At 41.4% G+C, this 24,061-nt stretch carries 11 protein-coding genes; 1 reads left to right on the forward strand and 10 read right to left on the reverse strand.

Annotated elements, in window-relative coordinates:
• Positions 1-12: 12 nt before the first annotated feature.
• The 10 genes from L4F92_RS09850 to L4F92_RS09895 form a co-directional block, all read right to left on the reverse strand.
• Complete coding sequence (locus L4F92_RS09850) at positions 13-282, reverse strand: hypothetical protein (RefSeq protein WP_250363588.1); 270 nt, start codon at positions 280-282, stop codon at positions 13-15.
• A gap of 22 nt (positions 283-304) precedes the next feature.
• Positions 305-922 (reverse strand): glutathione S-transferase family protein, encoded by a 618-nt coding sequence (locus tag L4F92_RS09855; protein WP_250363589.1) that lies wholly within the window; start codon positions 920-922, stop codon positions 305-307.
• 25 nt (positions 923-947) lie between these two features.
• A complete protein-coding gene (gene glyQ / locus L4F92_RS09860; RefSeq protein WP_250363590.1) occupies positions 948-1,856 on the reverse strand; it encodes a glycine--tRNA ligase subunit alpha in 909 nt (302 codons plus the stop codon).
• A 201-nt stretch (positions 1,857-2,057) separates the two neighbouring features.
• Positions 2,058-15,605, reverse strand: a complete 13,548-nt coding sequence (locus L4F92_RS09865) for a YadA-like family protein (RefSeq protein WP_250363591.1) — start codon at positions 15,603-15,605, stop codon at positions 2,058-2,060.
• 1,362 nt (positions 15,606-16,967) lie between these two features.
• Entirely contained in the window at positions 16,968-17,483 is a 516-nt protein-coding gene (locus L4F92_RS09870) for a GNAT family N-acetyltransferase (protein ID WP_250363592.1), read from the reverse strand.
• Positions 17,480-17,779, reverse strand: a complete 300-nt coding sequence (locus L4F92_RS09875) for a type II toxin-antitoxin system TacA family antitoxin (RefSeq protein WP_250351582.1) — start codon at positions 17,777-17,779, stop codon at positions 17,480-17,482. The genes L4F92_RS09870 and L4F92_RS09875 overlap by 4 nt, the downstream gene beginning before the upstream one ends.
• Before the next feature lie 208 nt (positions 17,780-17,987).
• Entirely contained in the window at positions 17,988-18,998 is a 1,011-nt protein-coding gene (mglC, locus tag L4F92_RS09880) for a galactose/methyl galactoside ABC transporter permease MglC (protein ID WP_250351581.1), read from the reverse strand.
• A gap of 18 nt (positions 18,999-19,016) precedes the next feature.
• Entirely contained in the window at positions 19,017-20,522 is a 1,506-nt protein-coding gene (gene mglA / locus L4F92_RS09885; RefSeq protein ID WP_442778856.1) for a galactose/methyl galactoside ABC transporter ATP-binding protein MglA, read from the reverse strand.
• Between the two features lie 69 nt (positions 20,523-20,591).
• A complete protein-coding gene (mglB, locus tag L4F92_RS09890) occupies positions 20,592-21,584 on the reverse strand; it encodes a galactose/glucose ABC transporter substrate-binding protein MglB (protein WP_250363594.1) in 993 nt (330 codons plus the stop codon).
• 204 nt (positions 21,585-21,788) lie between these two features.
• Positions 21,789-22,790 (reverse strand): substrate-binding domain-containing protein, encoded by a 1,002-nt coding sequence (locus L4F92_RS09895; RefSeq protein ID WP_250363595.1) that lies wholly within the window; start codon positions 22,788-22,790, stop codon positions 21,789-21,791.
• A gap of 220 nt (positions 22,791-23,010) precedes the next feature.
• Here L4F92_RS09895 and galT point away from each other — a divergent pair, with 220 nt between their 5' ends.
• Positions 23,011-24,054: a galactose-1-phosphate uridylyltransferase gene (galT, locus tag L4F92_RS09900; protein WP_250363596.1), complete on the forward strand. Its 1,044-nt coding sequence runs from the start codon at positions 23,011-23,013 to the stop codon at positions 24,052-24,054.
• Positions 24,055-24,061 lie beyond the last annotated feature (7 nt).

Raw genomic sequence — 24,061 nt, forward strand, 5'->3', positions numbered from 1 at the left:
CACTTTTAGCTATCACTTACTTCGCAAAACGTCAGCCAATTTGTCAATTTCTAGCACAACATCGCCGTTATCTAATAACAACGCAGGAATGCCAATCGATCCGTGCGCTTTCACTGCTTCAAACTCTGCACGGTTATCACGCAAAGCAAGAAAACGTTTGAGGTTACCTAATGAGGATTGTATTTCCACCGCTTCATATTGCACACCTAATTCTTGCAAGCGTGCCACAAAAGGGGCGGTATCAGGGCAAGTTTCGGCGAAAAATAACACGGGTTTTGTCATATGCTACTCCTAACACAAAATCTTATATTGTTGGTTTTGTTGTTTGTAAAAATATATATTTTTTATTCATTTTTGCCGCCCATTCTACTAAATTAGGGAAGTGTTGCACTAAATTGAAACCTGTGCCATCTATGCGAAATTGCCACCAATCAATTAAACACACCGCACTTAATGTACCGATATTAATTTCGTCACCAAATGTTGCTAATTTCTGTTCTAATTGCTTAAATGTACGAATATTTCTTTCCATTAATTGCTGATGTCTGCTTGTCCACCATTCATTTTGTGGACGAAAACGGCGTTCGGCAACAATGGTTGGCGTGGTATTCTCTAAAATCCCTTCAACTAAAGAATGTAACTGCAAGACTTGCCAACGTTTAGCATTTATCGGAAATAATGTTGGTTGTGAACCTATGCTATCTAAATATTGGCTAATTAACAAACTACCAAATAGCCATTCACCATTTTCCATTTGTAATGCAGGAATTCTCCCTAGCGGATTATCTTGATTATGTGGAGAGTTAGAATCAAATGAATTAGTAATTCTCAATAATTCAACTTGTTCTTCAAGTTGATGATATTTCAATGTAGCAACCGCTTTACGAGCAAATGAACTCGTCGTGGAATACCAAAGTTTCATTTTCCCTCTCCTTAATTCTCTAAAATTATTTTTTACAACCAGGAAAACCTAACGCCTCACGGCTGGCGTAATACGCTTCAGCAACACCTTTAGTTAAAGCACGGATTCGTAAAATATAGCGTTGGCGTTCAGTGACGGAAATGGCTTTGCGAGCGTCCAACAAGTTAAAGCTGTGTGCCGCTTTTAAAATGCGTTCGTAAGCAGGCAATGGCAACGGTTTTTCCAGTGCTAATAGATCTTGTGCTTCTTTTTCATATTGCTCAAAGGCGTTGAATAAGAAATCAATATCAGCGTATTCAAAGTTGTAAGTGGATTGCTCTACTTCGTTTTGATGAAACACATCGCCATAAGTTGTTTTGCCTAAAGGACCGTCTGACCACACCAAGTCATAGACACTATCCACGCCTTGAATATACATCGCTAAACGCTCTAAACCGTAGGTAACTTCCCCCGTAACTGGGCGACATTCTAAACCACCGACTTGTTGGAAATAGGTAAATTGGGTTACTTCCATACCATTTAGCCATACTTCCCAGCCTAAGCCCCATGCCCCAAGGGTTGGGTTTTCCCAGTTATCTTCCACAAAACGAATATCGTGTTGTGTTGGATCAAAACCAAGCATTTTTAATGAGCCAAGATAAAGCTCCTGAATGTTATCAGGGGAAGGTTTAATCACCACTTGGAATTGGTAATAATGCTGTAAACGGTTTGGGTTTTCGCCATAACGCCCATCTGTCGGACGGCGTGAAGGTTGTACATAAGCAAATGCCATTGGCTCAGGCCCGATAGCACGTAATGCAGTCATGGGGTGAGAAGTCCCCGCGCCCACTTCCATATCAAAAGGTTGCACAATAGTACAACCTTGCTCTGCCCAATAAGCTTGTAGGGCAAGGATCATACCTTGAAAGGTTTTTACATCAAATTTTGTATTCATAGCTAGCTTTATTCAAATTAAGTAAACGAAATGGGGCTATTGTACTGGATTATGGGAAATTATCCTAGTTTAGAATAATCCTCTCTCAAGGAAATTCAGACAAAAAATAAGCCCTACAATATGTAGGGCTTAAAAATAACAAAAATCTCACCGCACTTTATAAATTAAACAAAACTAAAGTGCGGTACAATTTTCAAATGATTACCATTGATAGCCGACAGAACCACCCACAATGTAGTTATTGCGCGTATTTGCCGATGCACCAACTTTAATCACCCATTTCTCATTGTCAGATACACGAGAAACACCTAACGCCACTGCTGACTCGTTGCGGTAAGTTGTACCCCCCACAGAAACCATTGATTTACCCGGTCTCGTTGGTTGAGGCAACATACCTAATGCCGCAGCACCTGCGATACCTGCACGGAGTTTTTTATCCATACGTTTCATATCGCCAGCAACTTTATTGACTTTATTATCAAGATGGTTCGCAACATTGCTAAGCTGTGCCACATTTACTGCATCTGTTGGCGCGGTACCTGGTGCCACATTAGTAATTCGATTACCACCATTATTCAAGCCATTTTGCGTTAAGCTTACCGCATTATTGCCACTGCCAATGGTTACCCCTTCGTTATTCACAACGGTGTTACCCGCAGTGATACTATCAACTTTAAGGTTTTTATTTAATGCAACTTTCACACCTGAAGAGGTTACAGAAGTTTTAATATTTTCATCACCATTAACAGCGACTGTATCACCTAATTTACGGTTAAGTGTTTGACCATCATCAGCCGTAAAATTCAAGCCCTTGTTGATCGTTGCAGTGTTGTTTGCAATATTTGCAGCATTTTCCGCTACATTTTGGTCAGTTTTGTGCAATTGGCGACCATTTACTGCATCAGTGCTATCCGCATTAATATTGCCGTCTAATACGCCTGTTACTTTTTTGTTACCTGCGTTAATTCCAGTATCTTTGTTAATGCTCACACCGCCAACATTGACCTGATCAAAGTTTACCTCTTTCTTAGTTGCAACAGTATAAACAGTTTGACCATTACCACCAGTTTTTGAAGTTACTTTAATATTATCACCAGCTTCAACTTCTGTTTTCGCCGCTTTTGCTGCTTGTTGAACAGTGTAAAGTTGACTACCGTTTACTGCATCTTGACTTGTTGCACTAATATCACCATTGGCAACACCTGTTACTTTCTTGTTACCTGCATTGATACCATCAGTTGAGATATTCACACCTCCCACTTTCAAGCCATCTTTGGTGAGAGCAACCTTATCGCCAACTTTAACACCGTCTTTATTCAGTACAGTATCGCCAACTTTCACACCCTGTTTATTCAATACCGTATCACCAGCTTTTACGCTATTCACATCAAGATCATCTGCAGTCGCAACTGTATAGGTTTTGCTACCGTCAGTATTTTTTGTTTCAGTGACTTTGATGTTTTTACCTTCAACCACTTTTGTTGTAGCGGCTTTTTGTGCTTTCTCTAGTTGGCTTACATTTACAGCATCTTTTGCGTCTGTACCAGCAGCAACATTAGTAATTTTGTTACCGCCGTTATCTAAGCCATCTTTCGTTAAGCTAACTGGCTTACCTGCTTTACCATTATTGATAGTTACACCATTGTTATCCATCAAGGTATCGCCTGTTGCAACACTGGTTAAATCTGTCAGGGCTTTTGCCATTTTGATAACAAGCTCACCATTTTCGCTATCTACACGAAGGTTTTTGTCTGTTACATCAGCATCTGCCTGAGCTTTACCTTTGATTGTCACTGTTTCATTCAGTTTCTTAATCAAGGTATCGCCTTTGTCCCCAGCAAATTTCAAGCCATCGTTTAAGGTCGCAACGTCTTCACCATTGATGTCTAAACGCGGTTTCTGTTCGCCATCTTTACCATCAACGCCCGATTTACCTTGTTTCACGGTAATTGTGCCGCTTGCACCATCTTTACCATTCAAGCCGATTGAACCGTCTTTACCGTTGAGGCTTACGCCGTCTTTACCGTTTTCACCTTTCACCGTAATGGTTCCTGGCTCCTTGTCATCACCTACCGTTAAATCTTTATTTAACGCAAGTTTGATTTCATTATCTGCCACAGTAGTCACAATATTTCCATTAGGGTCGGTGAATTTCACTGTTTCTCCTAATTTCACATTGTCTTTATTTCCATTATCTGCTGCGATATTGAAACCTGTGTTCACAAGGTTGCTGGTTGCATTTTTCAAATCACCAATATTCGCTGCGTTGGTTTCAACAGTACCACCGCTTGCTACGTTTGTGATTTGGTTGCCACCGTTATCTAAGCCAGCATCCGTTAAAGATACAGGTTTTTTCTGACCATCTTTTGGTGTAATCGTCACCCCATTATTATTGACAACAGTTGTATTACCATCTGGGGTTGTAAATGTTGCACTCGTCAAGTCAGTTAGCGCTTTTGCCATCTTGATGATTAACTCAGAACCGCTGTTTTCTACATACATATTAGTAGCAGAAACATCATCTCCCGCATTTTCCCCTTTGATGGTTAAGGTCTCATTCAGTTTTTTCTGAATTGCTGCAGTTGTGTCATTATTACCTTGGAACTTCAAGCCATCGTTTAAGGTCGCAACGTCTTCACCATTGATGTCTAAACGCGGTTTCTGTTCGCCATCTTTACCATCAACGCCTGGTTTACCTTGTTTCACGGTAATTGTGCCGTTTGCACCGTCTTTACCATTCAAGCCAATTGAACCGTCTTTACCGTTGAGGCTTACGCCGTCTTTATCGTTTTCACCTTTCACCGTAATGGTTCCTGGCTCCTTGTCATCACCTACCGTTAAATCTTTATTTAACGCAAGTTTGATTTCATTATCTGCCACAGTAGTCACAATATTTCCATTAGGGTCTGTGAATTTCACTGTTTCTCCTAATTTCACATTGTCTTTATTTCCATCATCTGCTGCGATATTAAAACCTTTGTTCACAAGGTTGCTGGTTGCATTTTTCAAATCACCAATATTCGCTGCGTTAGTATCTACATCACCACCGCTTGCTACGTTTTTGATTTGGTTGCCGCCGTTATCTAAGCCATCTTTCGTTAAGCTAACTGGGTTACCTTTTGTACCATTACTGATAGTAATGCCATCAGTAGTCATCGTTGTATCACCAGCAGCGACAGTATTCGCTGAAACACTGTTCAGATCTTTTAAGTCTTTAGCAAGTTTAACAGTTAGTGTATCTTTACCGTCTGAAACCACACCAATATTATTATCGGTTAATTTAGTTTCATCAGTTACGCCACCTTTCACATTGGTTTGTTCACCCAATTTACGGCTAAAGGCATCGCCACTATCGCCTGCAAAACCAACACCTTTGGTATCTACTGCGTCTTTCGCATCTACACCTTTTTTGATGTCTTCTTTGGTCTTGTCGCTTAACGCCACACTGTAGTCTGTCACATTATTACCAGCGTCTGTTGGCGTTACAGTTAAGCCATCACCTTCAGTCACTGTCGTGCCTTTCGCATTAACTGTAAAGGTTGTTTTCTTACCTTCTGTTTCGCTCTCTACACTTGCAATGTTTGTGCCGGCTGCCACTTCAACGGTTTTCTGTGCATTGTTGATGGCATCTGCTACGTCTTTCGCTGTGGCAAAATTATCACCAGTATCAACCGCACTTACATTTCCGCTGTCATCTGTATTAAATGTCGTTTTATTCACGTCATATTTAACAGAATAAGAACCATCGCTTCCCGTAACTGTTGCTGTAGTGCCAGTGCCATTAACAAAGTTTACGGTATTATTATTTACCACTTTGCCGTTCGGTGTCCCATTGCCTTGAATGTTCCAGCCTCCCTTATTCACTGCTGATTTGATATCACCAATATTCGCTGCGTTGGTATCTACGTCACCACCGCTTGCTACGTTTGTGATTTGGTTACCGCCGTTATCTAAGCCATCTTTCGTTAAGCTAACTGGGTTACCTTTTGTACCATTACTGATAGTAATGCCATCAGTAGTCATCGTTGTATCACCAGCAGTGACGGTATTCGCTGAAATACTGTTCAGATCTTTTAAGTCTTTAGCAAGTTTAACAGTCAGTGTATCTTTACCGTCTGAAACCACACCAATATTATTATCGGTTAATTTAGTTTCATCAGTTACGCCACCTTTCACATTGGTTTGTTCACCCAATTTACGGCTAAAGGCATCGCCACTATCGCCTGCAAAACCAACACCTTTGGTATCTACTGCGTCTTTCGCATCTACACCTTTTTTGATCTCTTCTTTGGTTTTATCACTTAACGCAACTTTGTAGTCCGTGATGTTATTCGCTTTATTCGTTTCGCTGTCTGTCGTTAAAGCTAACTCATCCGAAACGCTCACTGTCGTGCCTTTCGCATTAACTGTAAAGGTTGTTTTCTTACCTTCTGTTTTGCTCTCTACGCTTGCAATGTTTGTGCCGGCTGCCACTTCAACGGTTTTCTGTGCATTGTTGATGGCATCTGCTACGTCTTTCGCTGTGGCAAAATTATCACCAGTATCAACCGCACTTACATTTCCGCTATCATCTGTATTAAATGTCGTTTTATTCACATCATATTTAACAGAATAAGAACCATTGCTTCCAGTGACTGTTGCTGTGGTGCCAGTGCCATTGACAAAGTTTACGGTATTATCATTTACCACTTTGCCGTTCGCTTTTCCATTGCCTTGAATGTTCCAGCCTCCCTTATTCACTGCTGATTTGATATCACCAATATTCGCTGCGTTGGTATCTACATCACCACCGCTTGCTACGTTTTTGATTTGGTTGCCGCCGTTATCTAAGCCATCTTTCGTTAGGCTAACTGGCTTACCTGCTTTACCGTTATTAATGGTAATGCCATCAGTAGTCATCGTTGTATCACCAGCAGCGACAGTATTCGCTGAAACACTGTTCAGATCTTTTAAGTCTTTAGCAAGTTTAACAGTTAGTGTATCTTTACCGTCTGAAACCACACCAATATTATTATCGGTTAATTTAGTTTCATCAGTTACGCCACCTTTCACATTGGTTTGTTCACCCAATTTACGGCTAAAGGCATCGCCACTATCGCCTGCAAAACCAACACCTTTGGTATCTACTGCGTCTTTCGCATCTACACCTTTTTTGATGTCTTCTTTGGTCTTGTCGCTTAACGCCACACTGTAGTCTGTCACATTATTACCAGCGTCTGTTGGCGTTACAGTTAAGCCATCACCTTCAGTCACTGTCGTGCCTTTCGCATTAACTGTAAAGGTTGTTTTCTTACCTTCTGTTTCGCTCTCTACACTTGCAATGTTTGTGCCGGCTGCCACTTCAACGGTTTTCTGTGCATTGTTGATGGCATCTGCTACGTCTTTCGCTGTGGCAAAATTATCACCAGTATCAACCGCACTTACATTTCCGCTGTCATCTGTATTAAATGTCGTTTTATTCACGTCATATTTAACAGAATAAGAACCATCGCTTCCCGTAACTGTTGCTGTAGTGCCAGTGCCATTAACAAAGTTTACGGTATTATTATTTACCACTTTGCCGTTCGGTGTCCCATTGCCTTGAATGTTCCAGCCTCCCTTATTCACTGCTGATTTGATATCACCAATATTCGCTGCGTTGGTATCTACGTCACCACCGCTTGCTACGTTTGTGATTTGGTTACCGCCGTTATCTAAGCCATCTTTCGTTAAGCTAACTGGGTTACCTTTTGTACCATTACTGATAGTAATGCCATCAGTAGTCATCGTTGTATCACCAGCAGTGACGGTATTCGCTGAAATACTGTTCAGATCTTTTAAGTCTTTAGCAAGTTTAACAGTCAGTGTATCTTTACCGTCTGAAACCACACCAATATTATTATCGGTTAATTTAGTTTCATCAGTTACGCCACCTTTCACATTGGTTTGTTCACCCAATTTACGGCTAAAGGCATCGCCACTATCGCCTGCAAAACCAACACCTTTGGTATCTACTGCGTCTTTCGCATCTACACCTTTTTTGATCTCTTCTTTGGTTTTATCACTTAACGCAACTTTGTAGTCCGTGATGTTATTCGCTTTATTCGTTTCGCTGTCTGTCGTTAAAGCTAACTCATCCGAAACGCTCACTGTCGTGCCTTTCGCATTAACTGTAAAGGTTGTTTTCTTACCTTCTGTTTTGCTCTCTACGCTTGCAATGTTTGTGCCGGCTGCCACTTCAACGGTTTTCTGTGCATTGTTGATGGCATCTGCTACGTCTTTCGCTGTGGCAAAATTATCACCAGTATCAACCGCACTTACATTTCCGCTATCATCTGTATTAAATGTCGTTTTATTCACATCATATTTAACAGAATAAGAACCATTGCTTCCAGTGACTGTTGCTGTGGTGCCAGTGCCATTAACAAAGTTTACGGTATTATTATTTACCACTTTGCCGTTCGCTGTTCCATTGCCTTGAATGTTCCAACCCGCTTTATTCACATCACCAATGTTCGCTGCGTTGGTTTCAACATCACCACCGCTTGCTACGTTTGTGATCGGTTTATTACCTGCGTCAATGCCGCCGTCTTTAGTAATACTTGGACCGTTATTGATCGTTAAACCATTACCATCAACTTTGGTATCACCCATTGTAACGCTGCCGTCTTTGCCTAAGTCTAAGGTTTTCGCAAGTTCAATTTTTAACTTGTTCTCCTCTACTTTGGTTGTGATATTGCTATCCGCACCGACTACATCTACGGTATTATTTAAGTTGTTGGTTACCGTATTATTGTCTTCAGCTTTTAAGCCAAAGGTTGCGTTGTTGAATTTATCATCAACATTTTTCACCGCGCCCTCTGTCGCCGCACGCGTTGCATTATCACCTACGCCATAATCCGCATCATCGTCAGCATTGCGATCATCTAAACCTTCAACTTTACCTTCTGATATGGTTGTGCCGCCAACATTCACGTTATTTGCTATTACGCTATCAGTGGCAATAGTGTCATTGGTTAAAACAGTATCACCAATTGTTAAGGTTCCTTCCTTCGTTAAATCAATATCTTTCGCTAATTTAACGGTTAAGGTATCAGTACCATTGGAAACCACACCAATGTTGCCTTCCGTTAGCTCACCCGATGCTCCACCTTTCACATTCGCTTGTTCACCCAGTTTACGAGCAAAGACTTTGCCAGTATCGCCACCAAAGTTTACGCCTAATGTATCAATGGTATCTTTCGCATCAACACCTTTTTTGATGTCTTCTTTGGTCTTGTCGCTTAACGCTACACTGTAGTCTGTCACATTATTACCAGCGTCTGTTGACGTTACAGTTAAGCCATCACCTTCAGTCACTGTCGTGCCTTTCGCATTAACTGTAAAGGTTGTTTTCTTACCTTCTGTTTCGCTCTCTACACTTGCAATGTTTGTGCCGGCTGCCACTTCAACGGTTTTCTGTGCATTGTTGATGGCATCTGCTACGTCTTTCGCTGTGGCAAAATTATCACCAGTATCAACCGCACTTACATTTCCGCTATCATCTGTATTAAATGTCGTTTTATTCACGTCATATTTAACAGAATAAGAACCATCGCTTCCCGTAACTGTTGCTGTGGTGCCTGTGCCATTGACAAAGTTTACGGTATTATTATTTACCACTTTGCCGTTCGCTGTTCCATTACCTTGAATGTTCCAGCCCGCTTTATTCACATCACCAATGTTCGCGGCGTTGGTTTCAACATTACCACCACTTGCTACGTTTGTGATCGGTTTATTACCTGCGTCAATGCCGCCGTCTTTAGTAATACTTGGACCGTTATTGATCGTTAAACCATTACCATCAACTTTGGTATCACCCATTGTAACGCTGCCGTCTTTACCTAAGTCTAAAGTTTTCGCAAGTTCAATTTTTAACTTGCTATCCTCTACTTTGGTTGTGATATTGCTATCCGCACCGACTACATCCACAGTATTATTTAAGTTGTTGGTTACCGTATTATTGTCTTCAGCTTTTAAGCCAAAGGTTGCGTTGTTGAATTTATCATCAACATTTTTCACCGCGCCCTCTGTCGCCGCACGTGTTGCGTTATCACCTACACCATAATCCGCATCATCGTCAGCATTGCGATCATCTAAACCTTCAACTTTACCTTCTGATATGGTTGTGCCGCCAACATTCACGTTATTTGCTATTACGCTATCAGTGGCAATAGTGTCATTGGTTAAAACAGTATCACCAATTGTTAAGGTTCCTTCCTTCGTTAAATCAATATCTTTCGCTAATTTAACGGTTAAGGTATCAGTACCATTGGAAACCACACCAATATTGCCTTCCGTTAGCTCACCCGATGCACCACCTTTCACATTCGCTTGTTCACCCAGTTTGCGAGCAAAGACTTTGCCAGTATCACCACCAAAGTTTACGCCTAATGTATCAATGGTATCTTTCGCATCAACACCTTTTTGAATGTTATCTTTGGTGTCTTTAGATAAATCTGCCGTGTAGGCAATCACACCATCAGCATCTGCCGTGCCATCACCACTGATGACTACATCACCTGTGCCCGCAACAGTCGTTTTGGTTGCATTTACGGTGTATATAGTATGACCGTCTTTATCATCAACTCTTGAAGTAACAGTAGCCTGCTTTCCGTGAACCACTTCAGTTTTCACCGCTTTAATCGCATCATCAAGGGTATCTTTGCCAGTGCCACCGATATTTGTCATTGTGATGTTGCCATCTTCATCAACAGCTGCATTACCGCCTAAATTGCTCACCACGCTATTTGCGACATTGCCTAAGGTATCAGCCACCGCATAAAGTTGTGAACCATTAATGGCATCGGTTGAGGTTTTGCTTATACGACCAGCCGCCACATTAGTAATGGTACGTTCAGCACCTTTTTTCCCGACACTCACCGTTGATTTTGGATCATTGCCTGCAAATCCACCATAAACTAAGCCGTTAATATCCGCTGAATCCGTTCCTACCACAGTTGCAGTTACTGCATTCGCCCCTAATGCTACATCGCCATTTTGAGCGTTTGCTTTTGCAGCGTTACCAATGCTTACAGTATCGTTCATTGTAACTGCTTGACCAGCTTCGTTACCCAATGCCACATTGTTGCTGCCTACTGTATTCGCACCAGCGTTATAACCTACAGAAGTATTGTTGCTTCCTTGGATATAACGTCCTGCCTGTGAACCTACGCTAGTGTTATAGTTACCCGTGCTGTTTTGCCCCGCATACGCACCTAAGCCAGTGTTTTCATCACCTGTTACCTTATATAAAGTGGCGTGACCAAGGGCAACATTGAGATCGCCTTTGATACCAGCACCTGCATTCTGTGTACCAATCGCCGTATTCCAGCCACCAGCAGTCGCTTTACCTGCATCGCGACCGATATAGACATTTTCTGGGCGAGTTGCATTGGTTGTAGAACGATCGCCTGCACTATCACCGATATAAACCGAGTTGTTTGCATTGGCATCTGAACTTCCCGCAGAGAAACCAATCGAAACCACATTTTCACCCGCTGCTTTAGCACCCACACCGGCTGCTAAGGCGTTTATACCTGTTGCACCATCGTTATTGTAGTTTGCGCCTTGTTTACCATTGTCGTTCACGCTGTAATAACGTGTTTTCGCTGCTTCAATAGCGTTATAGACTGTGCCACCATTCACTAGACCTGTATCGCCGTTTGTAACGCTACCATTCGCAGGTGCTGAGATTTTCAATTTACCGCTATCATTTGCAAGGGTGATGTTGTCGCCAGCCTCAAAAGAGAAAGTGCTGTCAGATTGATTAACTGTTTTAATTTCTGTTGTATTATCACCATTTACAATTTGGGCTTTCCAAGATTGCAATGCAGTATCTGCTTTGCCTAAGCTTTCTTTCGCTTTGGTGGAAAGATCAACGGCATAATCCGTTACATTTTGATCATTTTTTTGCCCCGCACTGACAGAAACGTATTCACTATTGCCAGCAGAAACGGTTGTGCCGTCTGCATTTACGGTGTAAATGGTATGCCCATCTGTTGTATCAGTTGAAGTGGCAACATTCGCAACATTTGTTCCCGCTTTAACTTCTGTTTTCGCGGCTTTAATTGCTTCATCAATAGTGTTTTTACCCGTTCCTCCAATATTGCTCATCGTAATATTGCCCGTAGCTGGATCAAGCGTCGCATCTCCACCTAAAATATTTTTCATTGTAGTTGCGACATTACCAAGGGTGTTTGCCACCATATAAAGTTGCGAACCATTAATCGCATCGGTTGAAGTGGCAGTAATACGCCCTGCAGCGACATTTTGAATTTGGCGTTGTTGGTTTTCCCCTGTCGTTGTCCCCACAGATAAAACACGGCTGCTTCCGATTTTATCACCCGCAAAACCAGAGTAAGTAATGCCATTGACCGTTGCACTTGAGGTTTTAACCGCTGATCCGGTTACACTGCCTGCCCCTAATGCCACAGAACCTGCAAGAGTTGCTTGAGCTCCATAACCCATTGCAAGGGAATCACCTTTCTCTGCTTTAGCTTGATAACCTAATGCCAGCGCATTATTTCCTTTGGCTACGGCTTCCTGACCCACTGCCATACTTGAAGCGCCAACCGCTTGGCTATTCTGCCCTACAGCCATTGAATTTCCGCCTTCCGCTTTTGAGCTATTACCAACAGCTAAAGACACATCACCAAACGCATTTGCTAGTGGACCTAACGCCGTAGAACCACCTGTTGAAGCAATAGCGGATGTTCCCACTGCAACGGTGTTATCCCCTGTTGCATTCGCTTGTTTACCAAATGCTGCTGCGCCATTTCCATTCGCATTCGCTTGCACGCCCACCGCCATTGAATTTTGTTTCGCAGTTGCCGCAGAATTACCAATAGCAATGGCACTTGCACCATTTGCGGATGATGAAGTCCCTAAGGCTAAAGAGTTAGATGAATAGGCGTGTGCGCTGGTACCGACCGCAACAGATTGCGTCGCTTGTGCATTTGATGAAGAACCGATCGCAAGGGCATTAATGCTACTTGCTTGTGCAGAAACCCCAATTGCTGTCGAAGCCGAATTTACCGCACTGGCATTTGTACCAATTGCTGTTGAGTTATCAAATTCCGTTGTTACATTATTACCGATAGCAATAGAACCTGTGCTTTTCGCACCTGACGCTTTATTTACATTAGCATTATTTGCTAACACCATTGCCGTAGAGCCATTGACATAGTTGTTATTCCCTAACACACGGCTTTGTGTTGCATTTTCAGTTAGGGTGTTGCTATCGCCAAACACCCCCACTTGTTTGCCTTGAACGGTATTTGAATTACCAATAATTTCGCTATCAGTCGCACCGGAAATCGTATTACGCGCCCCCATTACCATATCGCCACTTGCTTTATTTTGTAGCGTATTATAATTGCCAATGACACGGTTATTATCTCCAGCAGCATCAAGGTTATTGTTATTACCAAACACGCCAGAATCACTTGATGCGATCGTGCCGTTGTCATTACCGAGAGAATAGGTGCCTGCGCCTGTAATGGTTGTTGGATCCCCAATCGCGCCAGAGTTTTTCCCCGTAACTACGTTGCCGTTACCAATAGAAATGGCATTTGAGGCTAAAGCTTGTGCGTTAATCCCCAAGGCAATGGCATTTTCAGCTGAACCTTTAGCGCTTGAACCAATGGCGATTGTGTCATTTGCGGTTGCTTGTGCTGCACGCCCAATTGCGGTTGATTGAATGCCTGAGGCATTTGACTGTACGCCACTTGCTACTGCATATTTACCCGAAGCAGAAGATGCATTCCCTAATGCGGTTGCTCCTTCACCACTCGCATTGGCATTGGAACCAAAGGCGGAAGCCGAACCAGCGGTTGCTTGAGATTGACGCCCTACGGCAGTGGTTGCCCCTGTGGTAATAGGTGAACCCTCAGTAATAGGCGCTCCCGCAGAAGCTAAAGCAGCTTCACCAATTGCCACAGATGCCACACCTAATGCTTGTGCAGAAACCCCTAATGCAGTCGCGGCATTTGCCAAGGCATTTGCGTTAGCACCAATAGCGGTTGCTGCATTGCCGTTTGCCCCTGGGTTGGCTTTGGTGTCTGTACCAATGGCGATGTTATTATTCGACGTTAATTTTTCCGCTTCGGTATATTTACCCGCATTTTTACCAATGGCGATATTGGAGCTACCTTTGATATATTGCCCTGAATAATAGCCTAATGCGATATTTTGGCTTCCTTCAACATTTTGCCCTGCGTTGATAATGGCAGCAAAGTTATCAGCACCTTTAACATTATTCCCCGCGCTGACACCAATGGCATAGTTTGTGTTGCCCTCAACATTCATCCCTGCCCATCGACCAATCGCCACGTTTTCTGTGCCTGAAATTACATTTTGACCTGCACCGTTACCAATGGCAATTCCGTGGGTGTTCTTTTTGCTCTCATCCGTCGCCCCACCTTTACCTGCGTTGATACCAATGGCAATCATATTCTGTGCTTTCGCTTCTGCCCCTGAACCAATGGCAACAGAGCCTGTCCCCGTTGCTTTCGATTTAAAACCACTTGCTACGGCGTTATAAGCAGCTTGTGCTGCCGCACCAATGGCAACATTATCAGCGCGTTTTTGTGTTGCAAGGTTGCTTGGTAAGCCTGTTGTATCCGCTTGAGCACCCGCCCCAATCGCCACAGCATTGCGGCCTGTGGCATTTGCACCAGCACCTAATGCTACTGCTGCCGCAGCTTTTTCACTTGTAACTGTTGTATTATTAATTGCACCAGAATTCGTGCTCGTTGTGCCATCTGCAATGGCACCTAAACCCATTGCTACATCGGCACGAGATTGTGCTTTGGTTTTCGAGCCTAACGCAACAGAATCTTCTGCACTTTCTGCCGTACGCGCACTTGCCCCAAAGGCAATAGAACGGTCGCCTAGGGCTTGGGTGTTGGTGTTAGCATCATAGTTAGTTACTTTTTTTCCACCACTATCAGTTACTGTAACATCAGCACTACCAATCGCAATCGCACGATCCCCAGCAGCTTGGGAAGATTGCCCCATAGCAAGACTACCCTTACCAGAAGCCCAAGATACATTACCAATCGCCATTGCATAATCATTCGTTGCGGCAGATTGACGCATCATTGCAAGGGAGTTAAAACCAGAAGCACGAGAAGCTGTACCAATTGCTGTAGCCCCTGTTTCAGATCCAATAGAATAAGCCCCTAAAGCAAAGCTTAATGTTCCACTTGCTTTAGAATAATCACCAATAGCAATACCCGATGAAGCATCACCATTAGTGGCATCAGCACCTGCACCAATAGCAATACCCGTGGCAACAGGCAAATATCCTGAATACACATTTCGTTTTGTAGTTGGATGAATAAAGGCATTATTTGGATCATCATAGCTTAAGTTACCCGGATTAGAATAGCTTAACGCTTTACTTCCTTTAGTATCATTTGCAGTAGCAATTCGCTCTTTTGTTTCTGTATTTCCAGCATTATTAGTATTAATTGGACCGGCATTTTCTTGAGCAATACCGCTATTCTCTGCCGTTCCCCCAATCGCTACATAAGCATTTGCAGCTAAAGGGAAACTCATTAATAGACTTAAAGAGATTAAATTAAAGAAGAAATTTTTCACCGCACGTTGAGGCTGCGCAGAAGAATCAACAAGGGTGCTTGATTTACCTTGTCGAGAAGCTAATTCTGATGTAACGACCCAATTTTGTTGAGCGTGGTTCCAAATAATACGGAATATTTTATTCATAAGTTATACCTAATTTTGGTTGGTGAAGAAACAACTATCGTTTAAAAAACGAACAAATATAAAAATTTCAGGATGCAAATATAGCATAAAACCGCTACATTACTAACCAATTTAGCGTAATTAATTGTAAATTTAATGTAAAGTAACCCCACGTTAATGATTGAAAAGAAGTTCTTATAACTTATTGCACTTTTTAAGCAGCTATTTATAACAATCAACAATTAAATCTACAAAAAAGTTATTTTTCTTCAAAAAAGGATTGGGAGAAATAGAAAATTTATAACAAGATAAATTATTACCTAAGCAAAATGTTCAAGCTGCTTAACCGTAATAATGTAGCATTCATTAAAGATTTGTCCGATAACCACGATGCTAATGCAACATTGCTTCACATATTTAATGTAGGGGCAGACCGATGTGTCTGCCCGTTGGGTGTGAAATGAAATCCATATTATTTTGGGCGGATACATCGATCCGTCCCTATCTGTGGGATAGCACCTTATTGTTCATAAAATCAAATCGTATGATTCTCTTTTGTTTCAATAACCAGAATTGTTGCAGCAATGTAGGGGCAGACCTATGTGTCTGCCCGTTGGGTGTGGAATGAAATCCATCTATTTCGGGCGGATACATCGATCCGTCCCTACCTATGGGATAGCACCTTATTGTTCATAAAATCAAATCGTATGGTTCTCTTTTGTTTCAATAAACAGAATTGTTACACCAATGTGTCTGCCCATTGGATGTGAAATGAAATCCATCTTATTTCGGGCGGATACATCGATCCGTCCCTACCTGTGAAACAACGCCTTATCGTTTATAAAATCAAATCGTATGGTTCTCTTTTGTTTTAATAATCAGAATTGTTGCAGCAATGTAGGGGCAGATCGATGTGTCTGCCCGTTGGGTATGAAATGAAATCCATCTATTTCGGGCGGATACATCGATCCGTCCCTACCTGTGGGATAGCACCTTATTGTTCATAAAATCAAATCGTATGGTTCTCTTTTGTTTCAATAACCAGAATTGTTGCAGCAATATAGGGGCAGATCGATGTGTCTGCCCGTTGGGTGTGAAATGAAATTCGTCTATTTCGGGCGGACACATCGGTCCGCCCCTACATATGGGATAGCACCTTATCGTTTATAAAATCAAATCGTATGGTTCTCTTTTGTTTCAATAACCAGAATTGTTACACCAATGTAGGAGCAGACCTATGTGTCTGCCCGTTGGGTGTGGAATGAAATCCATCTTATTTCGGGCGGATACATCGGTCCGCCCCTACCTGTGGGATAACACAATCAACGTTTATTTAGATCGTATAATACAAATGAAAATCCCCTCTTAGGAGGGGATTTTCATCTATTTAATGATTTTTGTAAGCGGATAAAATAATTTTCTATGCTTTATCTCGAGATCTTTAAATTCGATAAAACCTAATTTTTTATAAAATAAAAAAGCATTATCATCTTTTGCCTCAACAACTAAAATTGCAGCACCTACATTCGTGTTTTTTATCTTGTACATCGCATCTACAACCAAAAATTTTCCGTATCCTTGCTTTTGAAAATAATCAGCAATGGCTAATCGCCCAATTAACACCCCCGGAATATTAGGGTATGGAATACCTTTAACTCTTTCTTGCGGAATATCTGAAACAGATACAGACAATGCGGATAAGGTGTAGTATCCAATAATGTTGGATTGTTTTTCATCTATAAGTACAAAACATTTTGCCAATCCCTTTTTTACATCTTGAGAAGCATACTGGTAAAAATATTTTTCTAATTCTTTATTACAACAAGAAAAAGTATTTCTCTTAATCTGTAATTCCTCTAAGGGAAGCACTCGTAAATCTTTTAAGTTCTTATTTATCATTTCACTTTAACCTCCTTGGAGGTAGATAAATATTCTTGATACAAATCAAGTGCGTTTTTCATTGATTGATTAGGCTCAAATGGTTTACTTAAACTTTCAATAAGTAATGCTTGATCATTTAATGTTAAATGTAAAACTTGATGCTCTGAAATCGTTTTTTTAGCTTCTTCGTAAGCAACACTCACAACAAAGTCAGTTAATGTTCGCCCTGAAATTGCTGCTGCTTGCTTAATTATTTGATATATATCTAAATTTACTTTAGCTTCCAATCTTGCTTTTGCCATTGCCTTCATCATTTTTCCTCTCCATAAATTAAATCTCTAACAAGAATTATACGGCTGATAGACGTACAAATCAACGAAGATATTGCCAACTCAATCAGTGCAGTAAATCGGCACAGTGATACGGTTTGTTATTCCTAAAAATAGCTTCCCCTCTTTTATAAAGAGGGGAAGAGAAGAATTAAGTGCGGTGTTTTTTTCACAAGTTTTTTCTGCACTGTCGCTATTTTTTCTTCGCATATTTAAGCGAGTCAATGGCGACAGCGAAGATGATGATGCTTCCTTTGATAATATATTGCCAGTAAGGGTTTACGCCGATGTAGGTTAAACCATAATTGATGACAGTAAAGATAAGCACGCCGGTAATAACGCCCATTACGGTACCCACCCCACCTGCAAAAGAAACACCTCCCACGACACAAGCTGCAATGGCATCAAGTTCATACATAAAACCAAGGTTATTGGTTGCACTGCCGATACGTCCTGCTTCCAGCATCCCCCCAAATGCGTAAAATATTCCTGCAATCATATAAATGGCAACAAGGTTACGGGTTACATTCACCCCTGACACACGAGCGGCTTCTGGATTTCCCCCAATGGCAAAAATATTTTTACCAAAACGCGTTTTATTCCATAGCACCCAAACAAAAGCGGCACAAATTGCTGCATAGATGGTGATATAGGATAATTTGAAACTTCCTATTCTGAAAAAACCTTGAGCAAAGGTTGAAAATTGTTCATTAAAACCTGCAATTGGTGATGAGCCAACGGCATCGTAATAAAGCGAGTTGATACCATAAACAATGATCATCGTTCCCATTGTGGCAATAAATGGGGTAACATTCAGGTAAGCAATAACTACACCATTAACCAAGCCAATGATTGCGCCAACAAAGCAGACAACTAAAATCACCACAGGAATCGGGATTTCACCTAAATCAGGGAAAACACGGTTCATATTATCCATTGCTTGCAGAAGTGTGGCAGAGATTACCGCAGCCAAGCCCACTTGACGCCCAGCGGATAAGTCGGTTCCCTGTGTAACCAATAAGCCTGCAACACCGAGTGCAATAATTAAACGAACCGAAGATTGGGTCAGAATATTACTGAAATTTCGTAAGCTTAAGAAGCTTGGATCTTGCATAATAATAATGCCAAGCAAGACTAAGAGGACAAAATAAATGGCATTTTGTTTGAGGAAATCAAGCGATTTATTCGATTTTAAAGCTGACATAATTCATTTCCTTCTAAATTAGAGATATTTCGCTGCAAGTTGCAGAATTTCTTCTTGTGAGGTTTTGGCAGTTTCTACAATGCCCGCCACTTTTCCGTTACTCATCACTAAAATTCGGTCGGTTACGCCTAACAGTTCGGGCATTTCGGAAGAAATCATAATGATGCCTTTCTCTTTTTTGGCAAGTTCCATAATCAATTGGTAAATTTCAAATTTTGCACCAATATCAATGCCTCGAGTGGGTTCATCAAGCATTAAAATTTCTGGCTGGGTGAGCAACCAACGCCCAATCACCACTTTTTGTTGATTTCCGCCAGACAGCGAACCAATGGTGGTTTTGTGTGAAGGGGTTTTCACATTCATTGCATCAATCACCCATTGGGTGTCGCTTTTCATTTTGTTGCCACTTAATAAACCTAATCGACCTAAATAGGATTTCATATTTGAAATCAACGAGTTAAATTCAATATTTAGGTTGGCATAAATGCCCGTAGAGCGACGTTCTTCTGTGACTAAAGCAAAACCATTGTTAATCGCTTCAAGTGCGGTGCGATTTTTCATTGTTTTTCCGTACAATTTAATTTCACCCGCTTTACGTTCGCGTACCCCGAAAATGGTTTCCACAATATCGGTGCGTTTTGCCCCTACAAGCCCTGCAATCCCTAGAATTTCCCCTTTACGAAGCTGAAAATTCACATCTTGAATAGACGGTTGATTGAGTGCAGTGAGATGTTCCACTTCTAAAATGACTTCTTGTGGAGTATTGGTTTTTGCAGGAAAGCGTTGAGTTAGCTCACGCCCTACCATCATTGCCACAATTTCGTCCATTGTACTGCCTTTGACTGGCACGGTGTTGATCCATTTGCCATCACGCAGAATAGTGATTTCATCGCAAATTTTGAAAATTTCGTCCATTTTGTGCGAAATGTAAATAATCCCACAGCCTCGTGCTTTGAGTTTTTCGATGATTTTAAATAAATGTTCCACTTCTTTTTCTGACAGGGAGGAAGTGGGTTCATCCATAATCACAATTTTTGCGTTGTAAGAAAAAGCCTTTGCAATTTCAATCATTTGCATTTGTGAAACAGAGAGATTTGCCACTTTTTCTTTCGGATCTACATCAATATCCAATTCATCAAAAATCGCTTTGGTATCGTGATACATTTTAGCGTGATCGACAAAAATGCCTTTTAGCGGATAGCGTCCTAACCAAAGATTATCCATTACATTGCGTTGCCGAACTAAATTGAGTTCTTGATGAACCATTGAGATGCCATTTTCTAGCGCTTCTTTTGATGTTTTAAAATTAACAGGTTGATTTAAAAAGAGAATTTCCCCTTCATCTTTAGCATAAATACCAAATAGGCATTTAAGTAAGGTGGATTTGCCCGCCCCATTTTCTCCCATTAAGGCGTGAACAGAATGTGAACGGACGGTGAGATTTGCCCGATCTAGGGCTTTAACACCGGGGAAGGTTTTACTTACATTGGTCATTGTCAGTAAAATCTCTTGGTGTTGTGGCATTGGTGTATGTTCTTTCATAGCCAACCTCATAGAAAAGGGGAGCCATTCTCCCCCTATATATAATGCATATTATTTTAGAAATTCATTTAGATTATCTGCATCGACGCCGACATAAGGAATACGCACAACCTTACTTTCTAATTTCCATTGTGTGCCTTCTGTCGCGGGTTTTTCGTTAGCTAAGTTATTGGCTAATTGCACCACAGCTTTACCTTGGTTTACGCCATCATTTAACACGGTGCCTGCCATTTCCCCTTTTTTGATCAGTTGCAACACTTCAGGCAGGGCATCCACACCGAAGATCGGTAATTTTTTACCGTGTGCTTTGGTGGCTTCCAATGCACCCATTGCCATACCGTCATTATTAGAAATAATCACTTCAATATCATTCGCTTTAGAGCTGGATAACCACGCGTCCATTTTGTCTTTCGCTAATGCTGCGTCCCACATTCCTGTGTCAATAAAAAGCTGTTCGGTTTCAATGCCATTTTTATTGAGTTCTTCAATCACATATTTAGTTCGTGCTTCTGCATCTGGGTGACCGGGTTCACCTTTTAACAGTACATATTGAATTTTACCGTCTTTATTTAAGTCAAAAGCTGGATTAGCTTTCCAGTGCTTGGTGATAAGTTGTCCTTGAATGACGCCAGATTCTTTTGGATCTGTCCCCACATAATAAGCCTGTTCATAACTTCCAATGGCTTTTGCGCCCGGATCTTTATTGAAGAACACCACTGGAATATCCTCCGCTTTTGCTTTGCCAATAATGGTTGGCGCAGCCGCGGGATCCACAAGGTTAATGGCAAGGGCTTTCACCCCTTTAGAGATCAACACATCTACTTGGTCATTTTGCACGGATTGGGCATTTTGTGAATCGTTCATTAATAATTCAACGTCTTTAAGTGTTTTCGCTTCTTTATCAATTTCTTGACGCATTAAAGACATAAAATTATCGTCATATTTGTAAATCGTTACACCAATTCGGTTCACCGCTTGTGCTGTTGTTGCAGCAAGACCTAAGCCCACAGCAAGTGCGGTGGTTTTTAATAGCATTTTTTTCATAGATAGCTCCTTAAATGGATTAAACAATCGCAAAGAGGTTGTGCATACTGCTAAATTTATTTCATACAGCACAAGGATTTGTTATGAAATAAATTCAATAACAGAACAGAGCATAACGAAAAATAATTGTTAAGACTGTGATCCCTCTCACATTAATGGAAACGATTACAAAAAAATGTTTAAAAATGTGACGGTGATCATAAATTAATCACAAGGTTCTGTGGAGAATCGTCTGACTAGGGTTGGATTAAATTGCGTATGAATCGGTGTATTAATGCGGTTATCCACCAAACTTAACGCTAAGTTAGCCGCATAAGTTGCCATTAAATCAATCGGATAGCGAATGGTAGTAAGTTTAGGGATCAAATAGCGGGCAATGGGCATATCATCAAACCCGATAATGGAAAATTGTTTCGGCACGTTGATATTGTTTTCATTTAATACGGAAATTGCTCCTGCTGCCATTGTATCGTTATAGGCGACGACGGAGGTTAAATCAGAATTGTAGCTCAGTAGATGAATCATTGCCTGTTCACCACCCTCAAAGTCAGGCGAACTGTAGGCAATACGATGTTCAGCATAAGGTAAGGCATACTTTTCCAAAGCATTGAGATAACCTTGTATTCGCTCTTGTGCATCACTAATTTGATGATTAGAACCAATATAGCCAATATTTTTATGCCCAAGGCGAATTAAACTTTCTGTGGCAATAAACGTGCCTTTGGTGTTATCAAGGCTCACACAACGGTTTTCATAGCCTTTCACCACACGATTAATCACCACCATTCCCGCAATGCGACTTAAATATTGGCTTAATTCTTCATCACTCAAGGCTTTGGTGTGAACCACTAAGCAACTACAACGCTTGCGTAGCAAGGTTTCAATAGCACGGCGTTCTTTTTCCGCATTATGATAACCAATGCCGATCAAAATACTTTTTTGATGCTGTTCCGCCACTTTATCCACCGCTTTAACTAAAATCGCAAAGAAAGGATCGGTAACATCGGTTACCACCACGCCAATGGTCTCCGTGTTTTGCAGGGCGAGCGCTTGTGCATTTGCATTAGGGTGATACCCAAGTTCCTGCACCGCTTTTTGTACCGCCAGACGGGCTTTCTCACTGGCGGAAGAATGATTATTCAGCACACGAGAAACCGTTGCGACGGAAACCCCCGCTTGTTTTGCTACATCACGAATTGTAATCATCTTCTCCCCTAAAAATGCAAAAAATTTATACCGCACTTATCATATAAAGAATTTTTTCTAATTGAAAACGCTTACTTTAAAAAATGAAAACTCCATCACAAAAAAAGACGACTTATTTCTCAATTTGTGATCTAGTTAATAGTTTATTTTTGGCAATCTGCTATTTTATAGCAGTTTCTTTTTGTAACCGCTTTCATCTTTTTGATAAGGGAGAATAATTATGTCTGAACAATTTGTTGCGGCAGATCATCCACACCGCCGCTATAATCCATTGATTGACCGTTGGGTGCTGGTTTCTCCCCACCGCGCAAAACGTCCGTGGCAAGGTCAGCAAGAGAAAAATGAAGAAGCGCAAAAACCAAGCTATGATCCTAACTGTTATCTTTGTCCGCGTAATAAGCGTATTACGGGTGAGCAAAATCCTGATTATCACAAACCTTTTGTCTTTAAAAATGATTTTTCTGCCTTGTTAGAACAAACACCTAAGCCCGCACCTAGTGATGATCCATTGTTTCAAACCGCCGCGGCAGAAGGGGAAAGTCGTGTCATTTGTTTTTCACCTGATCACAGCAAAACCTTACCCTTACTGAGCGTAGAAGAAATTGCTGATGTAATTGATGTGTGGCAAGCTCAACTCAATGAGCTAGGTCAGCGTTACCATTGGGTACAAATTTTTGAAAACAAAGGGGCGGCAATGGGCTGTTCAAATCCACACCCACACGGGCAAATTTGGGCGAACAGTTTTCTTCCCAATGAAGTGGCGCAGGAAGATCTGGCTCAACAGCGTTATTTTGAAAAATACGGTTCAGTGCTATTGGTGGATTATGTACAACGAGAATTGGCACTGAAAGAACGTATTGTGGTGGAAACCAAACATTGGGTTGCCCTTGTGCCTTATTGGGCGGTATGGCCATTTGAAACCTTATTACTCCCTAAACAACATCGTAAAAATTTTGCACAACTCAGCCCTGAGCAACAGCAAGATTTGGCACTTGCCTTGAAATTGCTGACCACCAAATATGATAATCTGTTTGAAACCTCTTTCCCTTATTCAATGGGTTTTCATTTTGCGCCATTTAACGGCAAAGAAAATGAACATTGGCAACTACACGCCCATTTTTATCCCCCATTATTACGTTCTGCTACGGTGCGAAAATTTATGGTGGGCTATGAAATGCTTGGGGAAAGCCAACGTGATCTCACCGCAGAACAAGCCGCAGAAAGATTACGGGCTTTAAGCGATATTCATTACAAATTACGCTAAATCAAAA

The organism is Avibacterium sp. 21-595, assembly GCF_023611905.1.
Taxonomy (GTDB): Bacteria; Pseudomonadota; Gammaproteobacteria; order Enterobacterales; family Pasteurellaceae; genus Avibacterium.

Coding starts and splice junctions, on each gene's coding strand:
- L4F92_RS09850 (WP_250363588.1), bottom strand. CDS start 282: ATGACAAAACCCGTGTTATTTTTCGCCGAAACTTGCCCTGATACCGCC.
- L4F92_RS09855 (WP_250363589.1), bottom strand. CDS start 922: ATGAAACTTTGGTATTCCACGACGAGTTCATTTGCTCGTAAAGCGGTT.
- glyQ (WP_250363590.1), bottom strand. CDS start 1,856: ATGAATACAAAATTTGATGTAAAAACCTTTCAAGGTATGATCCTTGCC.
- L4F92_RS09865 (WP_250363591.1), bottom strand. CDS start 15,605: ATGAATAAAATATTCCGTATTATTTGGAACCACGCTCAACAAAATTGG.
- L4F92_RS09870 (WP_250363592.1), bottom strand. CDS start 17,483: ATGATAAATAAGAACTTAAAAGATTTACGAGTGCTTCCCTTAGAGGAA.
- L4F92_RS09875 (WP_250351582.1), bottom strand. CDS start 17,779: ATGATGAAGGCAATGGCAAAAGCAAGATTGGAAGCTAAAGTAAATTTA.
- mglC (WP_250351581.1), bottom strand. CDS start 18,998: ATGTCAGCTTTAAAATCGAATAAATCGCTTGATTTCCTCAAACAAAAT.
- mglA (WP_442778856.1), bottom strand. CDS start 20,522: ATGCCACAACACCAAGAGATTTTACTGACAATGACCAATGTAAGTAAA.
- mglB (WP_250363594.1), bottom strand. CDS start 21,584: ATGAAAAAAATGCTATTAAAAACCACCGCACTTGCTGTGGGCTTAGGT.
- L4F92_RS09895 (WP_250363595.1), bottom strand. CDS start 22,790: ATGATTACAATTCGTGATGTAGCAAAACAAGCGGGGGTTTCCGTCGCA.
- galT (WP_250363596.1), top strand. CDS start 23,011: ATGTCTGAACAATTTGTTGCGGCAGATCATCCACACCGCCGCTATAAT.